General features: G+C 57.7%; 20 protein-coding genes. 9 read left to right on the top strand and 11 right to left on the bottom strand.

Annotated elements, in window-relative coordinates:
• The first annotated feature begins 106 nt into the window (after positions 1 to 106).
• Positions 107 to 640, top strand: coding sequence for a DinB family protein (locus tag BM235_RS23565; RefSeq protein WP_090116705.1), 534 nt, complete (start codon positions 107 to 109; stop codon positions 638 to 640).
• Between the two features lie 10 nt (positions 641 to 650).
• Here BM235_RS23565 and BM235_RS23560 read toward each other — a convergent pair whose 3' ends face one another.
• Positions 651 to 1,247, bottom strand: a complete 597-nt coding sequence (locus tag BM235_RS23560; RefSeq protein WP_369803545.1) for a TetR/AcrR family transcriptional regulator — start codon at positions 1,245 to 1,247, stop codon at positions 651 to 653.
• A 184-nt stretch (positions 1,248 to 1,431) separates the two neighbouring features.
• Here BM235_RS23560 and BM235_RS23555 point away from each other — a divergent pair, with 184 nt between their 5' ends.
• Both BM235_RS23555 and BM235_RS23550 read left to right on the top strand, forming a co-directional pair.
• A complete protein-coding gene (locus BM235_RS23555; protein WP_090116704.1) occupies positions 1,432 to 2,169 on the top strand; it encodes an SDR family NAD(P)-dependent oxidoreductase in 738 nt (245 codons plus the stop codon).
• A 14-nt stretch (positions 2,170 to 2,183) separates the two neighbouring features.
• Positions 2,184 to 2,957, top strand: coding sequence for an SDR family NAD(P)-dependent oxidoreductase (locus tag BM235_RS23550; protein WP_090116703.1), 774 nt, complete (start codon positions 2,184 to 2,186; stop codon positions 2,955 to 2,957).
• 52 nt (positions 2,958 to 3,009) lie between these two features.
• Here the strand turns inward: BM235_RS23550 and BM235_RS23545 are convergent, their stop codons facing one another.
• Entirely contained in the window at positions 3,010 to 3,453 is a 444-nt protein-coding gene (locus tag BM235_RS23545) for a GNAT family N-acetyltransferase (RefSeq protein ID WP_090116702.1), read from the bottom strand.
• Positions 3,450 to 4,196, bottom strand: a complete 747-nt coding sequence (locus BM235_RS23540) for an MBL fold metallo-hydrolase (RefSeq protein ID WP_090116701.1) — start codon at positions 4,194 to 4,196, stop codon at positions 3,450 to 3,452. The genes BM235_RS23545 and BM235_RS23540 overlap by 4 nt, the downstream gene beginning before the upstream one ends.
• 120 nt (positions 4,197 to 4,316) lie before the next feature.
• Here BM235_RS23540 and BM235_RS23535 point away from each other — a divergent pair, with 120 nt between their 5' ends.
• From BM235_RS23535 to BM235_RS23525, 3 genes are all read left to right on the top strand, one after another.
• The gene (locus BM235_RS23535) at positions 4,317 to 4,745 is read left to right on the top strand and encodes an Lrp/AsnC family transcriptional regulator (RefSeq protein WP_255374553.1); all 429 of its coding nucleotides are present in this window, start codon (positions 4,317 to 4,319) and stop codon (positions 4,743 to 4,745) included.
• A gap of 73 nt (positions 4,746 to 4,818) precedes the next feature.
• Positions 4,819 to 5,283, top strand: a complete 465-nt coding sequence (locus BM235_RS23530; RefSeq protein WP_158544066.1) for a GyrI-like domain-containing protein — start codon at positions 4,819 to 4,821, stop codon at positions 5,281 to 5,283.
• Between the two features lie 34 nt (positions 5,284 to 5,317).
• Positions 5,318 to 6,355, top strand: coding sequence for a GNAT family N-acetyltransferase (locus BM235_RS23525; protein WP_090116698.1), 1,038 nt, complete (start codon positions 5,318 to 5,320; stop codon positions 6,353 to 6,355).
• Positions 6,356 to 6,422: 67 nt separating this feature from the next.
• Here BM235_RS23525 and BM235_RS23520 read toward each other — a convergent pair whose 3' ends face one another.
• The 8 genes from BM235_RS23520 to BM235_RS23485 form a co-directional block, all read right to left on the bottom strand.
• Complete coding sequence (locus BM235_RS23520) at positions 6,423 to 8,087, bottom strand: DUF6138 family protein (protein WP_090116697.1); 1,665 nt, start codon at positions 8,085 to 8,087, stop codon at positions 6,423 to 6,425.
• A 44-nt stretch (positions 8,088 to 8,131) separates the two neighbouring features.
• On the bottom strand, positions 8,132 to 8,824 hold the full coding sequence (locus BM235_RS23515; RefSeq protein WP_090116878.1) for an adenylate/guanylate cyclase domain-containing protein: 693 nt from the start codon (positions 8,822 to 8,824) through the stop codon (positions 8,132 to 8,134).
• 37 nt (positions 8,825 to 8,861) lie between these two features.
• On the bottom strand, positions 8,862 to 10,187 hold the full coding sequence (locus BM235_RS23510; RefSeq protein ID WP_158544069.1) for an HD-GYP domain-containing protein: 1,326 nt from the start codon (positions 10,185 to 10,187) through the stop codon (positions 8,862 to 8,864).
• A 208-nt stretch (positions 10,188 to 10,395) separates the two neighbouring features.
• Positions 10,396 to 11,238, bottom strand: coding sequence for a DUF817 domain-containing protein (locus BM235_RS23505; protein WP_090116695.1), 843 nt, complete (start codon positions 11,236 to 11,238; stop codon positions 10,396 to 10,398).
• Complete coding sequence (locus BM235_RS23500; RefSeq protein ID WP_090116694.1) at positions 11,235 to 11,456, bottom strand: helix-turn-helix domain-containing protein; 222 nt, start codon at positions 11,454 to 11,456, stop codon at positions 11,235 to 11,237. The genes BM235_RS23505 and BM235_RS23500 overlap by 4 nt, the downstream gene beginning before the upstream one ends.
• Before the next feature lie 10 nt (positions 11,457 to 11,466).
• Positions 11,467 to 11,940 (bottom strand): DUF2975 domain-containing protein, encoded by a 474-nt coding sequence (locus tag BM235_RS23495; RefSeq protein ID WP_090116693.1) that lies wholly within the window; start codon positions 11,938 to 11,940, stop codon positions 11,467 to 11,469.
• Between the two features lie 162 nt (positions 11,941 to 12,102).
• Complete coding sequence (locus BM235_RS23490; protein WP_090116692.1) at positions 12,103 to 12,864, bottom strand: SDR family oxidoreductase; 762 nt, start codon at positions 12,862 to 12,864, stop codon at positions 12,103 to 12,105.
• A 19-nt stretch (positions 12,865 to 12,883) separates the two neighbouring features.
• Entirely contained in the window at positions 12,884 to 13,255 is a 372-nt protein-coding gene (locus BM235_RS23485; protein WP_090116691.1) for a MerR family transcriptional regulator, read from the bottom strand.
• A gap of 594 nt (positions 13,256 to 13,849) precedes the next feature.
• Here BM235_RS23485 and BM235_RS23480 point away from each other — a divergent pair.
• From BM235_RS23480 to BM235_RS23470, 3 genes are all read left to right on the top strand, one after another.
• Entirely contained in the window at positions 13,850 to 14,197 is a 348-nt protein-coding gene (locus tag BM235_RS23480; protein WP_090116690.1) for a YciI family protein, read from the top strand.
• 6 nt (positions 14,198 to 14,203) lie between these two features.
• A complete protein-coding gene (locus tag BM235_RS23475; RefSeq protein WP_090116689.1) occupies positions 14,204 to 15,445 on the top strand; it encodes an RNA polymerase sigma factor in 1,242 nt (413 codons plus the stop codon).
• Positions 15,446 to 15,606: 161 nt separating this feature from the next.
• Entirely contained in the window at positions 15,607 to 16,557 is a 951-nt protein-coding gene (locus BM235_RS23470) for an SGNH/GDSL hydrolase family protein (RefSeq protein ID WP_090116688.1), read from the top strand.
• Positions 16,558 to 16,712 lie beyond the last annotated feature (155 nt).

The raw sequence follows: 16,712 nt of genomic DNA, 5'->3' as shown, positions 1-16,712 counted from the left end.
AGAGGAACCGCTAAACTTCGCTGACAACGTTTGTCAGCCGATCGGGTGTAAGATAAGTTTAAGACTGCTGCAGCAGCAGCGACGAAGGAAGAAAGGGGAATGAGCCATGCTACAACAATCCCATCAACTGTACGCGTATCACGTTTGGGCGAACGAGCGGCTGTTCGACCATCTGGCGCAGCTTCCGAAGGAGGTATTCCATGCGGAGGTGACGAGCGTGTTCCCGTCCGTCTCGCATACGCTCGGGCATATGTACTTGTTCGAACGGCTCTTTATGTCCGTGCTCGCGGAAGTGCCGAACGACGACATTTTCCCGAAGCTTCAGGGCTGGACGGAGGAGGCGCAGGGCAGATCCGTAGAAGAGATGCGGCGGCTGTTCGCCGACGTCTCCGGCGAGTTCCGCGATTTGCTGCGGCGTACGCCCGACCCGGACAAGGCGATGACGATCGAGCATCCGCTATACGGCCGGCTCGATACGCATTTCTCCGAGATCCTGGGGCATGTGGTCAATCACGGGACGTATCACCGGGGCAACGTGACCGCGATGCTGAGGCAGCAAGGGCATGCGGGCGTACCGACCGATTATATGTTTTATCTGGTGGAGCGGCAGGCATCCGCCAACGACAAGGGCACCCGATGAGGTGCCTTTTTTACTTGCCCACATACTTGAACGAATACATATGCGTCTTGGTGAGGTCGATGACCTCCTGAATGAACGCCTCCTTCGACTCCTTGAATTCGTGCCGGATCCAATTGAGCATGAGGCCGTAGAAGCCGTAGGCGGTATAGCGTTTAAAGTAATCCATGTTGACGGGGATGTTGTTGATCGTCTCGAAAACAAACTGCTCCTGGTAGATCTTCAGGATCGTCTGCGGGAATTCCGTGAGCAATCCAGGCAGCGTATCGCCGTATTTAATCAGCTCGAAAAAATCCCGGTGCTCGTAAATGTAGGCAACGATGTTAAAGGACGGTGCGTTCAGCTTCTCCGTATACACTTTTTGTCCGGGAACGTAGGGCTGGCCTACGGCGGCCTCCAGTCCATGAAGCATGGAGACCAGCAAATGCTCGGCCAGCTCGAATTTGTCCTGATAGTGCGCGTAAAACGTACTACGGTTATAGGCGGCATAGTCGACGATGTCTTTGACGGTTACGGCATGGAAGCCCTTTTCTTTGATGAGCTTCGTCAGGGCCGATTTTAAATGCTCGTTCGTCCGATCCCGCCTTGGAGACGTCGCGGCTTTGTCGATATTCAACAATGGGCCTCCTTCAAAAAAGACATTTACGCGCAATATGTCTACGGGATAGACACTCCGGGATTTGTTGATGATTGTTACCTGCGGACAGAATAGTACAATTAAATTGTGAACAAGATAGTCACATTTGGCCCTTTGCCTGAGACTATTACGACATATTTTACTGGAGGCGTCAGCGATGGGCAAACTGCAAAACAAGGTAGCCGTCATTACCGGGGGAGCGTCCGGAATCGGCGCGGCTACGGCAAAATTGTTCGTTTCCGAGGGAGCCAAGGTGGTCCTCGTCGATTTGAACGAAGAAAAAGGCAAGGCGTTCGAAAGCGAGCTCAAGTCGCTTAACGCCGAGGCGTTGTTCGTTAAAGCCAATATCACAAATGAAGAAGAAGTCGCTCATATTTTCAAACAAACGATCGAAGCTTTCGGCAAGGTCGATGTCGTCTTCAACAATGCCGGCATCGGGCGCGTTCATTCCTCGCACGACCTCGCATACTCGGAATGGCGCAACACCGTGAACGTCGACCTGGACGGCGTCTTCCTGGTCGCGCGCGAAGCGATCCGCGAGATGTTGAAGGCCGGCGGAGGCACGATCGTCAACACGGCATCGATGTACGGATGGGTCGGTTCGCCCGGTTCGGCTGCCTACAATGCGGCCAAGGGCGGCGTCATCAATTTGACGCGCTCGCTCGCGCTCGAATATGCCGAACAAAACATTCGCATTAACGCATTATGCCCAGGTTTCATCGACACCCCGATTATTCCGGAAGAAAGCAAGCAAGCGTTAGCCGGACTCACGCCGATGAAGCGGCTCGGCCAAGCGGAGGAAATGGCGAAAGCCGTCCTGTTCATGGCGTGCGACGATTCGTCGTTCATGACCGGCAACAGCTTGACCGTCGACGGCGGCTATACAGCTCAATAAGGAGAGTGCTCATCATGAGTAAATTTAACGATAAAGTCATCCTCATTACTGGCGCGGCAGGCGGAATCGGCAGAGCGACCGCGAAGAAGCTGGCGGACCAAGGCGCGAAGCTCGCCTTAGTCGATTTGAACCTGGAGGCCGTGAGCCAAGTCATCTCCGAATTGGGACTCGACGAGTCGCGCGCGATCGCGCTGCAAGCCAACGTGGCGAAGGAAGAAGAGGTCAAGGCGTATGTCGACGCCACGGTCGCGAAGTTCGGCAAGATCGACGGCTTCTTCAATAACGCCGGGATCGAAGGCATTACCGCCAACGTTGAAGATTATCCGACCGAAACCTTCGAGCTGGTGTTCAACGTTAACGTGAAGGGCGCGTTCCTGGGGCTGAAATACGTCGTCCCCGTTATGAAGAAGCAAGGCTACGGCAGCATCGTCAATACGTCCTCGGGCGCGGGCTTGATCGGTTCCCCAGGCTTCGTCGGCTACAACAGCTCCAAGCATGCGGTGATGGGCATGACCAAAGTGGTTGCCCTAGAAGCCGCTCCGCATGGCGTCAGAGTGAACGCAGTGGCCCCTGGCGTCATCAACACCCGAATGATGCGCCAGATCGAGAAAAATACGGTGCCCGAGGATGCCGAGGGCGCAAGAAAAGCGTTCGGCGCGGCGGTGCCGCTAGGCCGATACGGGGAAGCGGAGGAAGTGGCGAGCGTGGCGGTCTTCCTGCTGTCCGACGACGCTTCGTACGTGACGCAATCGATCTACACGGTGGATGGCGGTCAGATCAACCAGTAAGGCAAGCAAGCAACGACATAGAAAACTCTCCGTGTCCGGAGAGTTTTTTATGTTATCCGTTATAGATTTGCATCCAATTCGCCCCGTCCCGCAGCGGTTCAAAGCCGAACTTGGCATAGAGTCCTTGGGCGTCCTCCGTCACGAGCGCGAAACGCCTTAGTCCCTGAAGCTCGGGATGATGGACGATCAGCTCCATCATGCGTTTGGACAGTCCCTGGCCGCGATACTCGGCCACCACGAAGACGTCGGACAAATAAGCGAAAGTCGCCCGATCGGAGATGACTCGGGCGAATCCGGCCAGCTGTCCGTCCTTCGACGAATCGTGCGCGCCGACCACGATCGCGGAATGGGCCACGGCCCTTTGGAAAACGTCGAACGTCAGCTTTTTCGCCCAATACATGTTGTCGTGCAGGTAGCGGTACGCGAAGTCCAAGTCGATCAGCGTCCGGTCCGTCGACAACACGATGCGCTCCTTATTCTCTTCACGCTGGCTCATAACCAATCACCGTCCTCCGGAATGATCGCTTTCTCCAGCAACCGGTTTCCGGCGAGACGGGTCCGCAGCCTGTCGCGCGTGACATGGCAGTGGTTGATGGCATCCATATGAACGGCCGCGACCCGGGTATAGGGCGCATACGCGATTACCTTGCTCACGTCGTCTTCGTCCATCGTGATGGCGTCGCCTACAAGGAACCTCGCCCCGCCTGCATTAACGATGGTCATATCGGGCTTATAAAGATCGAGCGCCTCTTTCACCTTGTCGCACCAGATCGTGTCGCCGGCGATATATAGCGTGGGCTCCCCTTCCGCCTGGAGCACGAAGCCGGACACCGCCCCCATTTTTTCGCCGATCTCGCCTGTCCCGTGCCGTCCGTCCGTACGATGGATACGTATGCCCCGGAAGCTCGTCTCGTCTTGGATTTCCGTCGTTCGGGCGAAGCCCGATGACGCGATCGCCTCTCCATCCCCATGCTGGCAAAAGATCTGAGCTGTCTTCGGCAGCGCCTGAATGGCCGCCGCATCCCAGTGGTCGGGATGCAAGTGCGTCACAAGAACGGCATCCGGCTCGAGCCACGCGCCCAATGGGCCAGGCAGCGGGACGAGCGGATTGGGCCGATCATCGCCGGAATTGGCGATGGGCGGCATAGTCGCCCGGTCGCCGAACATCGGGTCGACCAGGAAGTTGGACCCCGCATATGCCAACCATAGGCTCGCATGGCGAATGAGTTGAATTTTCATCGGAATACCTCCTCGGAGATTCATCTGTTATGATGATATCATTATCGCCCAGGCTTCATATATAGCCGGATGAACGCATTCGGAAGGATTTACTTTCACGCTGAAAGGTGTGGCCCGCCAGTGGTTAACCAAGCGATCGACGATATCGATCTGCGCATCCTAAATGCGTTGTTGAATAACGCGCTCCTCTCCAACAAGGAGATCGGGGAGACGGTCCATCTGACCGGACAGGCGGTCGGCGCGCGCGTGCGCAAGCTGCAGGACCTCGGCGTGATCGAAGGCTATACGCTTCGTTGGAACCCCGAGCTCATCGGCCTGCATGTGCATGCTTTCCTCATCGTATTCATGAACGCCAATCATACGCATCAAGCCTTCCTGGAATTTGTCAGGTCGACCGAAGCCGTGACGGAGGTGCATCGCGTAGGCGGCGAAGGCTGCTACTGGCTCCGCGTACGAATAAGCACGGTCGCGGCGCTCAACAAGCTGCTGGAGGACGTGCTGAAGTTCGGCAATTATAAACTGAGCATCTCCATTGAAAAGGTAAAATAGGATAGGTCTTTACGCAGGTTCATACATTCGGTTATCATTAATGTATGAATTTTCCAAATCGGGAGGCGTTATCGTGAGTTCATACCTGGTCGACGTTCTGGACAGAAAAGAGGTTCGCTTGGTAGGGTTCTCCATCGTGGAGAGCCTGAACAAGATGATGGAGACGAAGGTCGGCGGGAAATTGCGGAAGGAATTAGAACGCCGCCAATCCGAAGTAGCGAACAGAGCAGGTTCTGGCATGTATCTCATTCAGATTTATCCGCAAGACGGCCAATGGACGCCCGATGTACCGTACCGGCACATCTTCGCCTACGAAGTCGGAGCGTTCGCTCAAATCCCCGCGGACATGGTCAGCTACACGCTGCCCGCCGGGCGTTTCATCAAAGTCGTGCATAAGGGCGCGGAATCGCAGATTGGCGATACCTATGACTTTATCAATCAAACTTACGGCGTAAGGCCGATCGATATCGAATATTGGAGCGACATTCATACGCTGGAAAACGAGGATAACCAAATCGATATTTACGTCCCTCGTTAGCGAAGAGAACAATGGATAAAAAGGCGGAGAGCGCATGGCAGAGCGTTACGAGCTGCGTCCTTTGAAGGTACCAGAAGATTACGAGGGACTGGCGGCTTTGTTGAATACCTTTTTTTCGGAACCGATATCCGTAGAGCGTCTGCGGGAGGACGATGCGCGCCTCTTCGAGGTCGGCCATACGTACATGGATGACAACGGGATGCTGGCCGCCTATGACCGCACGCGTTATGTCGTCGTCGCCGATGACAAGCTGATCGTCGGCTATGTCTGGTCGTGGCGGGCGCCTTGGACCGAACCGGGCTATCTCAATAATACCGTCGTCGTGAAAAAAGAATATCGCGGACAAGGCATCGGGGGGCAGCTTCTGCAGCACCTCGTGCAGTGGGGCGAAGGACTGGGGGCAACCAAGCTCGTAGCCGAGATCTGGGACGACGATCCTGCAGCGCGGCTGTTCGCCGAGCATAGAGGCTTCTCCGTGGACCGTCATGCGTTCCAATCCATGCTTGAACTGGAGACGGCGAACGATCGAATATTAAATGAAACCAAGTTGTTCGAACGGCTCGAAGCGGAAGGCACTCGAATCCGAACCTTCGCGGAAGAAGGCGAGACGGAAGAAAACGAAGCAAAAATCTATCGGGTCTATCTGGAGACGCTCGCCGACATACCGGGATTCATGGGCGAGGCGCCCGATCGGGAAGAGTGGTCGAAGTGGCACTTGCGGGTCGAGGGTTACGCGCCGGAGCGGGTACTGCTGGCCGTGGACGCCAAGGACGGGCGGTACGTCGCGGTATCGAATATTCCGTACAAGAAAGCGACCGGCGGCGTGTATCACGAATATACCGGCGTCTGCCGGGAATACCGGGGACGCAAGATTGCGCAAGCGCTCAAGATCCGGGCCGTTCAACTGGCCAAGCGGCAGGGCGCAGCCTACTTGAAGACGGACAACGATTCTTTGAACGGCCCCATCCTCAGAGTGAATCAAAGCCTGGGTTATGTGCCGCTGCGAGGTTCTTATCGCATCGTCGGAGATCTGCGGACGGTCAAGGGAGCGATAGCGAATCGCGACAAATAAAAAACGGCGCTTCGGACGGACACGCGCAAAGCGTGCGCCCGAAGCGCCGTTGTTCGTTTACGCAGACTTATCCGATAAGCGCCGACAGTTGCGCGAGCCCTTCCTTCAGGGGAGGCGGCGCTTGCCGGGCCGCCTTGGCCAACTTGTCCGCGCTACCGAAGATGCGGCACAGCGCCAGCTCGCGTTCATGCTTCTTTTTGCTCTTCAACGCTTGCAGAAGCGCTTCGGCCAGCTCGGAACTGTCGATGCTCATATTTTTGACCGGCGTCGCTTCCTCATTGCCGCCCAGCAAAATAGACACGATCGCCGGCATATGCTCGGGTTTGACGCCATGCGCATCGATAAATGCTTTTGCATAGCCGTCCTGCGCCATCTGATGCTCCGTGTCCACCAGCTCCATGTAGCGGCAGACCAGCGGGAAGTAGGCTTCGCTGTATAAGCCCAGTCCGAATACGGCGTAGGTGCCCGGCATGACCGACTTCTCGCTCGGCTCCACGTCCCCATACCATGCGAATTCCTCCATGGCCGCTTCTGCATATTCCGCCAGCTTGGGGAAGAGAGCCGGGTAGACGAGCGCATTGGCGAAAAACTGATGCAGCTTGGACTTTGCCAGCGTCGGCAGCGGGAGAAAATGCTTTTGAACCGAATTTAATTTCAACTGGTAGCCCTTCGGAAATCCCTGCCGCAGGAGGCCGATGATGTAGTCCAACGCCTCCCCGTAAGCTTTCTCTTCTTCGGAGCGGATACGGATCTCGATCGTCTGCGAGATGTCGTTGCAGCTGCAGGCGGCCAGCTCCCCGTCGTATGCGCTCGCGAATTTGCCGCTTCCGGCTTTAAGATACTGCGTAGCTTGCTTGGCGCCCAGCCGTTCCGCCAGAACCAGATAGCGCTGCCGGGTGTCCGGCTCGATCGCGCCGATCTTTAGCGCGGCATAAAGGAAGAAGTCCATCTCGTCATCCTCTGCGGCTTGGCGATCCGACGCCTCTTTCAGCCGCCAATCGTGCCCGTAATCGTCGGAGCCGATAAAGTGCCGCGGCAGAAAATCATCCTGCGCCCAGGCCTTAAAAGCCGAAGCATACTGACCGATCCATTCTCGCAGGCGCTGCGGATGGGGCTGCAGCTTATCGGACAGACGCCGGATCAAAGGGTCGATCGCGGACGCCCGCTGCGCCGTCAGATCGGGATTGACGAGGTGATAAGCGAAGAAGAACAAGTCGCTTGGTTTGGGCAGCACGGGCGGATCGGGCATAATTTTCGTTTCAATAAAACGTTCCAGGGACGTTCGAAGCGCGTCGAGCTTCGGTTGGTTGACCAGAAGGCGCTTCAGCCTCGCTTCGTCGCGGTCTTGTTCGAATTCGAACGCCACTTCCATCCGGTAATCGAAGAAACGGGGCCCGAGTTCGTCCGAGCGGAACAATCGATCGACGCGCTCGCACAGCGCGGGGAAGAACGCTTCGGCCAGCAGCTCGCCGGTCAGTTCCGCCATGTAAGGCCCCGCTTCGATCTTGTAGGAGCTGTCGCTCCAGGAGAACGGCCTTTCGACATCGATATAGAGGGTCCCGTATTCCGCGCGCTCGGCCCGTTTTCTCCAAGCCACTCGAATATAATCTTTGATCCCCGCCTGCAAGGCGCTGAAGTTCTTGATGCCGTCGATCCTCGGGCGCTCTCTCGCGTATATGGCGGCAATTTCCTCCCATACGTCATGCAAAAGGGCTTCTATGGCGTGGTTCAATTTATTCCCCCCTGACTTTAAGGCGGTCATCGCCGAGCCCGACTTTACGACGGTACCGAGTAGGCGACCACGGGCTGGTCGATGCCTTTCAAGTCGTAAGAGCGGGACTCCAAGCGCGGATACGCGTCCTGGACGCTCCGGTAGGCGTCGTCGGATATGAGGATCTCCCCGTTCCCCGCTGCGCCTTGAATGCGGGAAGCCTTGTTGACGACGGATCCGATGATCGTAAAGTCCTTGTAGGCGGTGCCGAACTCGCCGATCGAGGCCGTGCCCGTGTGGATGCCGATCCCGATCTTGACGGGACCGGCTACGCCGGGCAAGCCAGCCAGCTCGGACTGCATGTCTTTGCACTTCCTTTGAATCTCGACGGCGGCCATGACCGCCTGATGGACATGATCCTGCCGCTCCATCGGGAAGTTGAAGATGGACAGCACCGAATCGCCGATCATTTTGTTCACGATGCCGTCCCGCTTCCAGATCGCCGGCGCGCACTCGTCGTAGAATTTGTCCAGCAGCCGCGCGATGCCCGCCGGGTCGGCATGTTCAGATAGACGGGTATACCCTCTCAAGTCGGCGAACATGACCGTAGCTTCGATCTCGATCTGCTTTTTCTTCTTCACCTTCGTAAACATGAGCTCGCATACCGTGCACAGATTCGGGTGCATGCGGCTGGGCTTGATCCCCATGAGACGAAACGGCAAGGAAATCGGACTGCGAATAAAGATGGGCATCTTCATCTGCTGCCAGCATCCTTTGCAGTACACGCTCTTAAAGTCATCCATGCTTCGTAACACTTCCCTCAGGAACAAACAATTCGCCGCTCTCGCAAAGCTTGACGAAGGCCGAGACGCAATCGGGATCGAAGTGCGTGCCGCTGCCCTCGACGATGACCTGCAGCGCGCGTTCCTGCGGCCATGGCTCGCGATAAGATCTTCGCGAAGTCAACGCGTCGTACACGTCCGCAATGGCAAGGATTCGCGCGGGCAGCGAGATTTCCGTGCCTTTCAGCTTGTCGGGATACCCCGTCCCGTCCCACTTTTCGTGATGGTGCCGGATGACGGACAGCTCCTCGGTCATGAAGCCGATATATTTGCACATCTCGTAGCCGACCACCGGGTGCTGCTCGATGACGAGCCGCTCGTTCGCGTCCAGTTTGCCTGGCTTGTTCAGAATCTCGCCCGGGGTCCGGATTTTCCCGACGTCGTGAATGAGTCCGCCGCGGGCGAGCGCCAGCAGCAGCTCGGGATCGAGCTTCATGGCCTGGGCCAGCTGCACGCCGTACATGGCGACGCGGTAGTTGTGGCCCGCGGTATATGCATCCTTCGTTTCCGTGGCGACGATCAAATCCTGCATGCTGCCGGAGATGCTGATGCGCAGCTGGCCTTGGGAAGACTGCCGATCGCCCTGTTGAACGGTCTGCGTCACCGCGACGTTCGACCGATACTGGGCGATAATGCCGTATAAAAGCAGCAAGGCCGAAGCTGCGAGGACGACATGGTACAGCCACCAGGCCAAGGTCCACATCATGGTGCTGATCATGAAGCATTCGGTGATCGCGAGCAGCACGGAGCCGAATACGATGGCCGCATGCAAAGGAAATTGGACGATGCGGAACTGCTGGTAATACCGGATGGCTGCGAAAATAAAAAGGAGGACGGTAAGCGCCGCCATGAGGTAATTCAGCGGCTCGATATCGATCGGAATGAAATCGGAAAGGTCGGGGTTCACCAGCGCCGCGATATTCAACAGAACGATCAGCGTCACCCAACCGACGACGATGCGCTTCCGATGCCTGGATAAGAGGCGAATAAAGGGGTGATCCGAGGATAGGGTGGAGAGAAAGATCCAGGCCGCGCAGGTCGTCAACGCGATTTGCGAGGCGACGCCGGCCAGATGGTATTGGTCATTCACGATGAATCCTGGCGTCGACAGCGCATGGATCAGAAAAAAACCGTTCAGCGAGAAGATGGCCAGCGCCAGCATGAGGACGCTCATATCCCGCAGCCGAATCCCCGTCCAGCCCAGGATGACCGCGCTGATGGCCAATGCCAGAAGCGTCGGGGAGATGACATAAAAGTGGAAACGAGGCAGGTCATACATGGTATCGTGGCCAGGGAACGAGGCTAGGTATGCATACGCCAGGAGAAGAACGACAGACGTTATAGACAAGATGCCGATCAAAACGCGAGGTGAACGTGGCATGATCGTTCCAACCTTTCCAATTTAAGCTAACTTCCTTCGCCTATAGCCAAAATTCGACACAAAGCGTGTTGAATCCTGCTAGCGGCAACGTCGATTAGCGCATAAATCAGGAAGAGGAATCGCGGGAATCGGGGACTTCGGGAAGCCGCCGATTCTTGTACTGCTTCAACGAGGCGACGATGAGAAAGCTGATGATGACGAGCAGCAGCCAGGAGCTTATCTTGCCGAGCGAGACGAGGTGCCAAGCGCCGGATTGATTCGGATATTGCCAGGCGTTGAAGAAGGTGGCGACATTCTCGGCGACCCAGATAAAGAAGCCGATCAGCGCGAAGGAGAGGACGATCGGCATCCGGTAGCGGCGGCGTCCGACCTGGTAGGTCACCCAGGCTCGCCGGAATACGATCAGCACGAGGGCCGACAGCCACCAGCGAAGATCTATCCAATAATGGTGCGTAAAAAAGTTCAGGTAAATGGAAGCGGCCAGCGGGACGGCCAGCCGGAGCGGCGGCCAGCCTGTTAGCTCGACTTTCATGCGCCGCCACGCTTGGCAGAGATAGCTGGCCACGCTGGCGTACATGAATCCGCTGTAGAGCGGAACGCCGCCAACCTTCGCCCAGCCCTCCTCCGGGTACGACCAGGACCCCATATGCACCTTATACAGCTCCAGCGCCAGGCCGATCAGATGGAAGACCGTGATCACCTTCAGCTCGTCGCGCGTCTCGAGTCCGGCAAGCAGCATCCATGCCTGCATGGCCAGGCAAATGACCAGCAGCCAGTCATAGCGGGGCAGCCACGGCAGGGGGAGACGCTGGGTCACGGCCAGGGAGACGAAGATGACGACGGGAAATACGCAGGACATGGACTGCACCCAACCGAATCGCACGAGCTGCCGCAGCGCGCGGGGAATGCCCGCCGAATCGGCCGCTCTCCTCAGGCTTAGAAGAATCATCGCCCGTCCTCCGCTTCGTCCTTGTATTCGAGAAGGTCGCCGGGCTGACACTTCAACGCCTTGCAGATCGCCTCCAGCGTCGAGACGCGGATCGCCTTCGCCTTCCCGTTTTTGAGGATGGAGAGGTTCGCCATCGTGATCCCGACCCGCTCCGATAGCTCGGTCACGCTCATTTTCCGCTTCGCCAGCATGACATCGATATTGATGACAATCGCCACGTGATTCACCTCAGATCGTTAAGTCGTTTTCCGATTTTATATCGATGGCATTCTGGAGCAGCTTCTGGAGCACGGCGGCAAAGACGGCGATCACGAACGAAGCGAACGCGACGACCAGGCCGATGGCCAGAACGCCCGGCGCGTCGTCCTTGTCGGCGATTTGGAAGAGGAAGGGCAGGCATGCGGCGTACAGGATGCCGATCGCGACTCCGCAGTATTTGATGATCTTGAGCGCTTTGACAGACAATTCCGAGAACGCCGTGTTCTTGTCGATGTAGCTTAACAGCCGCAGGGACTGAACCAGCGCCGCAAAAAAGGGAATCGCCGACGCATACATGAAGATGTAAATAGGCAAATAATCCAATTTCGAATAATGAGCGGCCGTTTCGTCAAAGGTCGAAGGCAGCCCGATGACGCACAAGGCAAGAATCGCGATACCGATCAGGAATACGACCGCTCTCAGCATGAGCGTTTTCCGTTTCATTTCCAGCACCCCGCTTAAGTATAGTGATGTGATTTTAGCATGGTATTTATCGATTTACAATAAATTATTCACGAATAAGGGCATGTTTTTGTTGAAAATAAAAATCCCGACCGCTGCGGCGCATGCCGGAGGGTCGGGATTTTTAACTGCTGCCGATTGGTCTTATTCAATCGCGCTTTTCGTCGCTTCGTACATCTTTTCCGCGTATTGGTCGATCTCGTCCCGCGACATGCGCAGGCGGCCGACCGAGGTGCCGTAGCCGATCTCCGACATTCCCGCTTCAAGCCCCTGGAAAATGCCGTCCGCGAAGGCATCGAGCGGTTCGCCTTGAACATGCAGCCCCGAGCCGCCCAGGTCCGTATTGACGGCCGGCGGCGCCACCTCGATCACTTCGACGGAGGTGTCGGACAGCTGGAGCCTTAGACTCATGGTGAAGGAATGGAGCGCCGCCTTGGACGCCGAGTAGATCGGAGCGATCGCAAACGGCGTGAAGGCCAAGCCGGACGTCACGTTGATGATCGCCGCGGCTTCTTTGGCCGCAAAAAACGGAGCGAACAGCATAGAGAGATGAAACGGCGCCTCGATATTGGTGGCGATCTCCTGGCTAAGCGCTGCCCAGTCGTTTTTCGCATCCGCCTTCAGCACGCTGAATCGCTGCTGGATCCCTGCATTGTTCACTAACACGTTGACTTCCGGGTGGTTCGCGGCGACCCATTCGAACAAAGACGTGCGTTCGGACTCGGCCGCCAAGTCGCACGCGCGAGTGATGAGGTCCGGGTATTTCTCCTTGGCTTGTTGCAGGGTTTGTTCGCGTCTGCCGCAGACGATGACGCGGTTGCCCGCCTTCATGAATCGCTCCGCAAAAGCGAGGCCGATGCCGGCGCTGCCGCCAGTAATAAGGATCGTATTTCCCGAGAGTTTCATGTGCGCGCCTCTTCTCTTTTTATTTTTTTTCTTGAAGCTGCCTGGTATACCGCTCGATTTTATAGTCGATTCCTTTTAAGCTTTCTGTCATTAACGCGATCTCGTCCAGCACGGCTTGCTTGTGGTTGTTCATCATTTCGAGCCGGCGTTCGAGCGTGCTGTCCCCCTCTACGATCCAATCCACGTATTGCTTGATGTCGCTGATGGGCATATGCGTGTTCTTCAAGCACATCACGGTGCCGAGGAGCGTCATCTGATCTTCCGAAAAGATTCGTCTTCCGGCGTTGTCGCGCTCGATTAACGGCAGCAGTCCTTTTTTTTCGTAATAACGGATCGTGGAGTCCGGGATATCGAGCTCGGCCGATACTTCGCTGATGGAACGGTACTTCATTCGGAGGCCTCCAAATGGGATTCGATAGGTCGACAACAATAGGATACGACTTGAACCATGGTTTAAGTCAACAGGGGGGGGACGGACGGACGGCATCTGCCGGCCTGCCTCGAGCGGCGAGCGCCGATGCTGCGTGTGGCCCCCGAGGCCTTGGCGGCGGCTCCCGCCCAACACGCGTCCCGCCATCGCGCAAAAGTACACGATCGCAGTCGCCACTCTGCCATCTTTTTGTCTATCGCGCAAAAGTGCAGGATTTTCTCCCGAAACACACGAATCTCGCCTCAAAAGGCGAGCTACCATGCATTTTTGCGCGATAGAGCGCAAAAGTTCATCATTCCGGCCTTAAATGATGTACTTTTGCAGGATCGTTACACTACCGCCCCACTGACCGCCTATAGCAAAGCGCCGCAGCGGACCGGCATGGATCGGGCACGTACTTTAACGGCGATTTGCTATACTTAGGGCAAAGGCGGCGGCGAAGAGCGACTCGTTCAACATATTTTTCTGATATTTTTTCGTAAATGTAGAAATCGCGCAAGCCGAAACGACAAGATGACGTAACTAAAATTCAACGGTCTATAGGAGGCATATCGTATGAATTACACGTTAATGTTTTATGAATCGCAAGCGGACTTTGCTGCCAGAAAGGACCCGGAACGCCAGGAGGCCTATTTGGCAGGCTGGACGCATTATGTTCATGCGCTGCGGGAATCGGGAATCGTCGTGTTCGGCTCTGGACTGTATGCGCCTGAGACTGCCGCGACTTTGAAGCGCCGCGGCGGGGATATGCACGTTCAGGACGGACCTTTTCCCGAGACGAAGGAGCAGCTCGGCGGGATCTTCGTGATCGACGTGCCGGATATGGACGCCGCGTTGGAATGGGCAGCCCGGGGGCCCGTCGATACGGTGGAGGTCAGGCAGAACATTCCTGCGCTGAAGTAACCTCGGATGGAATCGCATCGAATCGTCGAACAGACGGCGCGCGAGGCATACGGCCGGCTGCTCTCCTATCTGACGGTCCATTGGCGCAATCCGCAGGACGTGGAGGATGCGCTCGGAGATGCCTTTCTGTCGGCGCTGCAAACTTGGTCTAAGACAGGCATTCCGGAAAAAACCGAGGCTTGGCTGCTTACGATTGCCCGCAGGCGGCTCATCGACCGCGCCCGCCGCAGCCGCGTCTCCGCCGAAGCGCTGCCGACGCTCCTGGCCATGTCGGGGGAGGCCGGGCATCCGAGTGCGCCGTCCGGCGCCGAGCTGCCGGACGAGCGGCTCGCCATGATGCTGCTGTGCGCGCATCCGGCGATCGAACCTGCGATGCGTACGCCGCTCATGCTGCAGACGGTGCTGGGGATGGATGCGGCCCGTATCGCGTCCGCATTTATCGTCAAGCCCTCGACCATGGGCCAGCGTCTGACGCGGGTGAAAGCCAAGATTCGCGCCGAGCGCCTCACGTTTGAACCGGCGGATGCAGAAGAGATTCCGGGGCGTCTCGATTCCGTACTGGAGGCCGTCTATGCCGCCTACGGGAGCGGGTGGGACGAAGTTGCCGCCGTAGGATCGCCTGGCGGGAGTTGGGCTGGGGGCGGATTGGCCGAGGAAGCGATCGAGCTCGCCAGACTGCTGCTCCGATTCGTCCCTGCCGAGCCGGAGGTGCACGGCGTGCTCGCGCTGATGCTGCACTGCGAGGCCCGCCGCGCGGCTCGCCGCGATAGGGAGGGGAATTATGTCCCGCTCTCCGAGCAGGATTGCGCCAGATGGGATCCAGGCCTGATTGCGGAGGCGGAGCGCTGCTTGCATGCGGCTTCGCAAGCCGGCCGCATCGGCCGGTTTCAACTCATGGCCGCGATTCAATCGGTGCATGCCCAGCGTCTGCGGACGGGACGTACCGAGTGGGAAGCGATCGCGCAATTGTATGAGGGGCTTATCCGCGTGCAGCCCACGCTAGGCGCCTTTGTCAGCCGTGCCGCGGCGGTCGCGGAGGCCTACGGTGCAGACCGCGGCATGGCGCTGCTCGCGTCTATCCCTTCTGCCGAGGTTGCGAATTATCAGCCCTATTGGGCGCTGGCCGGTCATTTGTACAAGCGAATGCATCGGCATGATGAAGCGAAATCCGCGTACAGCCGGGCGATCGGTCTCAGTGCAGAGGGGGCCGTCCGGCAGTTTTTGAGCCGCCAGTTAGACGGGCTGTGAATGCGATGCCGGTATAGAAAAAACAGACCCCTATTTAGAAGGACACCGAAGGCAAGTGTCTCTAGAGGGGTTTGTTCCGCGCGGCCATTCTCGTTTGAACGCTCGTTCGCGTGTATAATGGCGTTGACGATATCATTCCTTGCGAGAGTTGGGATTTTGCCATGGAGCCATTTTACGGAAAAGACAAGCCGCTTCCGGAGGCGCTTAGAATCGTTTTTCTGGGAGACAGCATTACCGACGACGGCACGTACATCGCCTTTCTGGATGCCTATTTTCGCCTGCATGTCCCGGCCTCCCGAATCGAGCTGATCAACCTGGGCGTCAGCAGCGAGACGGCGTCGGGCCTGAGCGAGCCGATCCATCCGTTCCCGCGGCCGTGCGTGCACGATAGGCTCGCGCGGGCGCTCGCCGAGACGCGGCCCGACTGGGTCGTCGTCTGCTACGGCATGAACGACGGCATCTACCATCCGCTGTCCGAGGCGCGCTTTGGCGCATATAAGGACGGCCTTCTTCGGCTGCTCGGCCAGATCCGGCAGGCGGGCGCCAAGGCGATCGCCATGACGCCGCCGCCGTTCGACCCGGCCTCGCTGCCGGACGGCGCCAAGCGTCTGCTGCCCGAAGGCCGGCCGGAGTCGGCATACAGCTACGAGACGCCCTTCGCCGATTACGAGTCCGTGCTGAAGCGTTACGCGGATTGGGTGCTGTCGCTTGGCGAAGAGGCCGCGGACGCGAAAGTGAGCATCCATGACGAGCTGCTGGCGCACATCGCTGCGGAGCGGGCGGCCGATCCTGCTTACTTGTCCGGAGACGGCATCCATCCATTCGCGCCGGGTCACGGGGTGATGGCGCAGTCGCTGCTGCGCACGCTGTTCGGCGTAGCGCCGGAGCGCGCTCGGGCGTTCGTGGCCGCGATGGACGGCTCTGCGTACTTCGATCTGATCCTGCAGCGGCATCGGCTGGTCAGCGCAGCCTGGAAAGAGCACGTCGGGCACACGAACCCGAACAAAGCGGAGGGGGCGCTGCCCCTGGCTGAGGCAAAGATCGCGGCGCAAGCGCTTGAGGTGCGCATCCGGGATCTGGCCGCCGATTCTAATGCTTCGCCTACTTCGTAGCATCCCTTTTTCGTGTTAGATGGGTGCCGAAAGAGGCGTCTGTCAGCGTTACATTGGGCGATTAGCTAGCCCATGTGCTGAAAGAGGCGTCCGACAGCGTTACATTGGCGGTTAGCGAGCTGGTGTGCCGAAGGAGGCGTCCGACAGCGTTACAT

This window comes from Cohnella sp. OV330 (genome assembly GCF_900112065.1).
Lineage (GTDB): Bacteria > Bacillota > Bacilli > Paenibacillales > Paenibacillaceae > Cohnella.
This window is presented reverse-complemented; position numbering and strand designations above follow the sequence as displayed.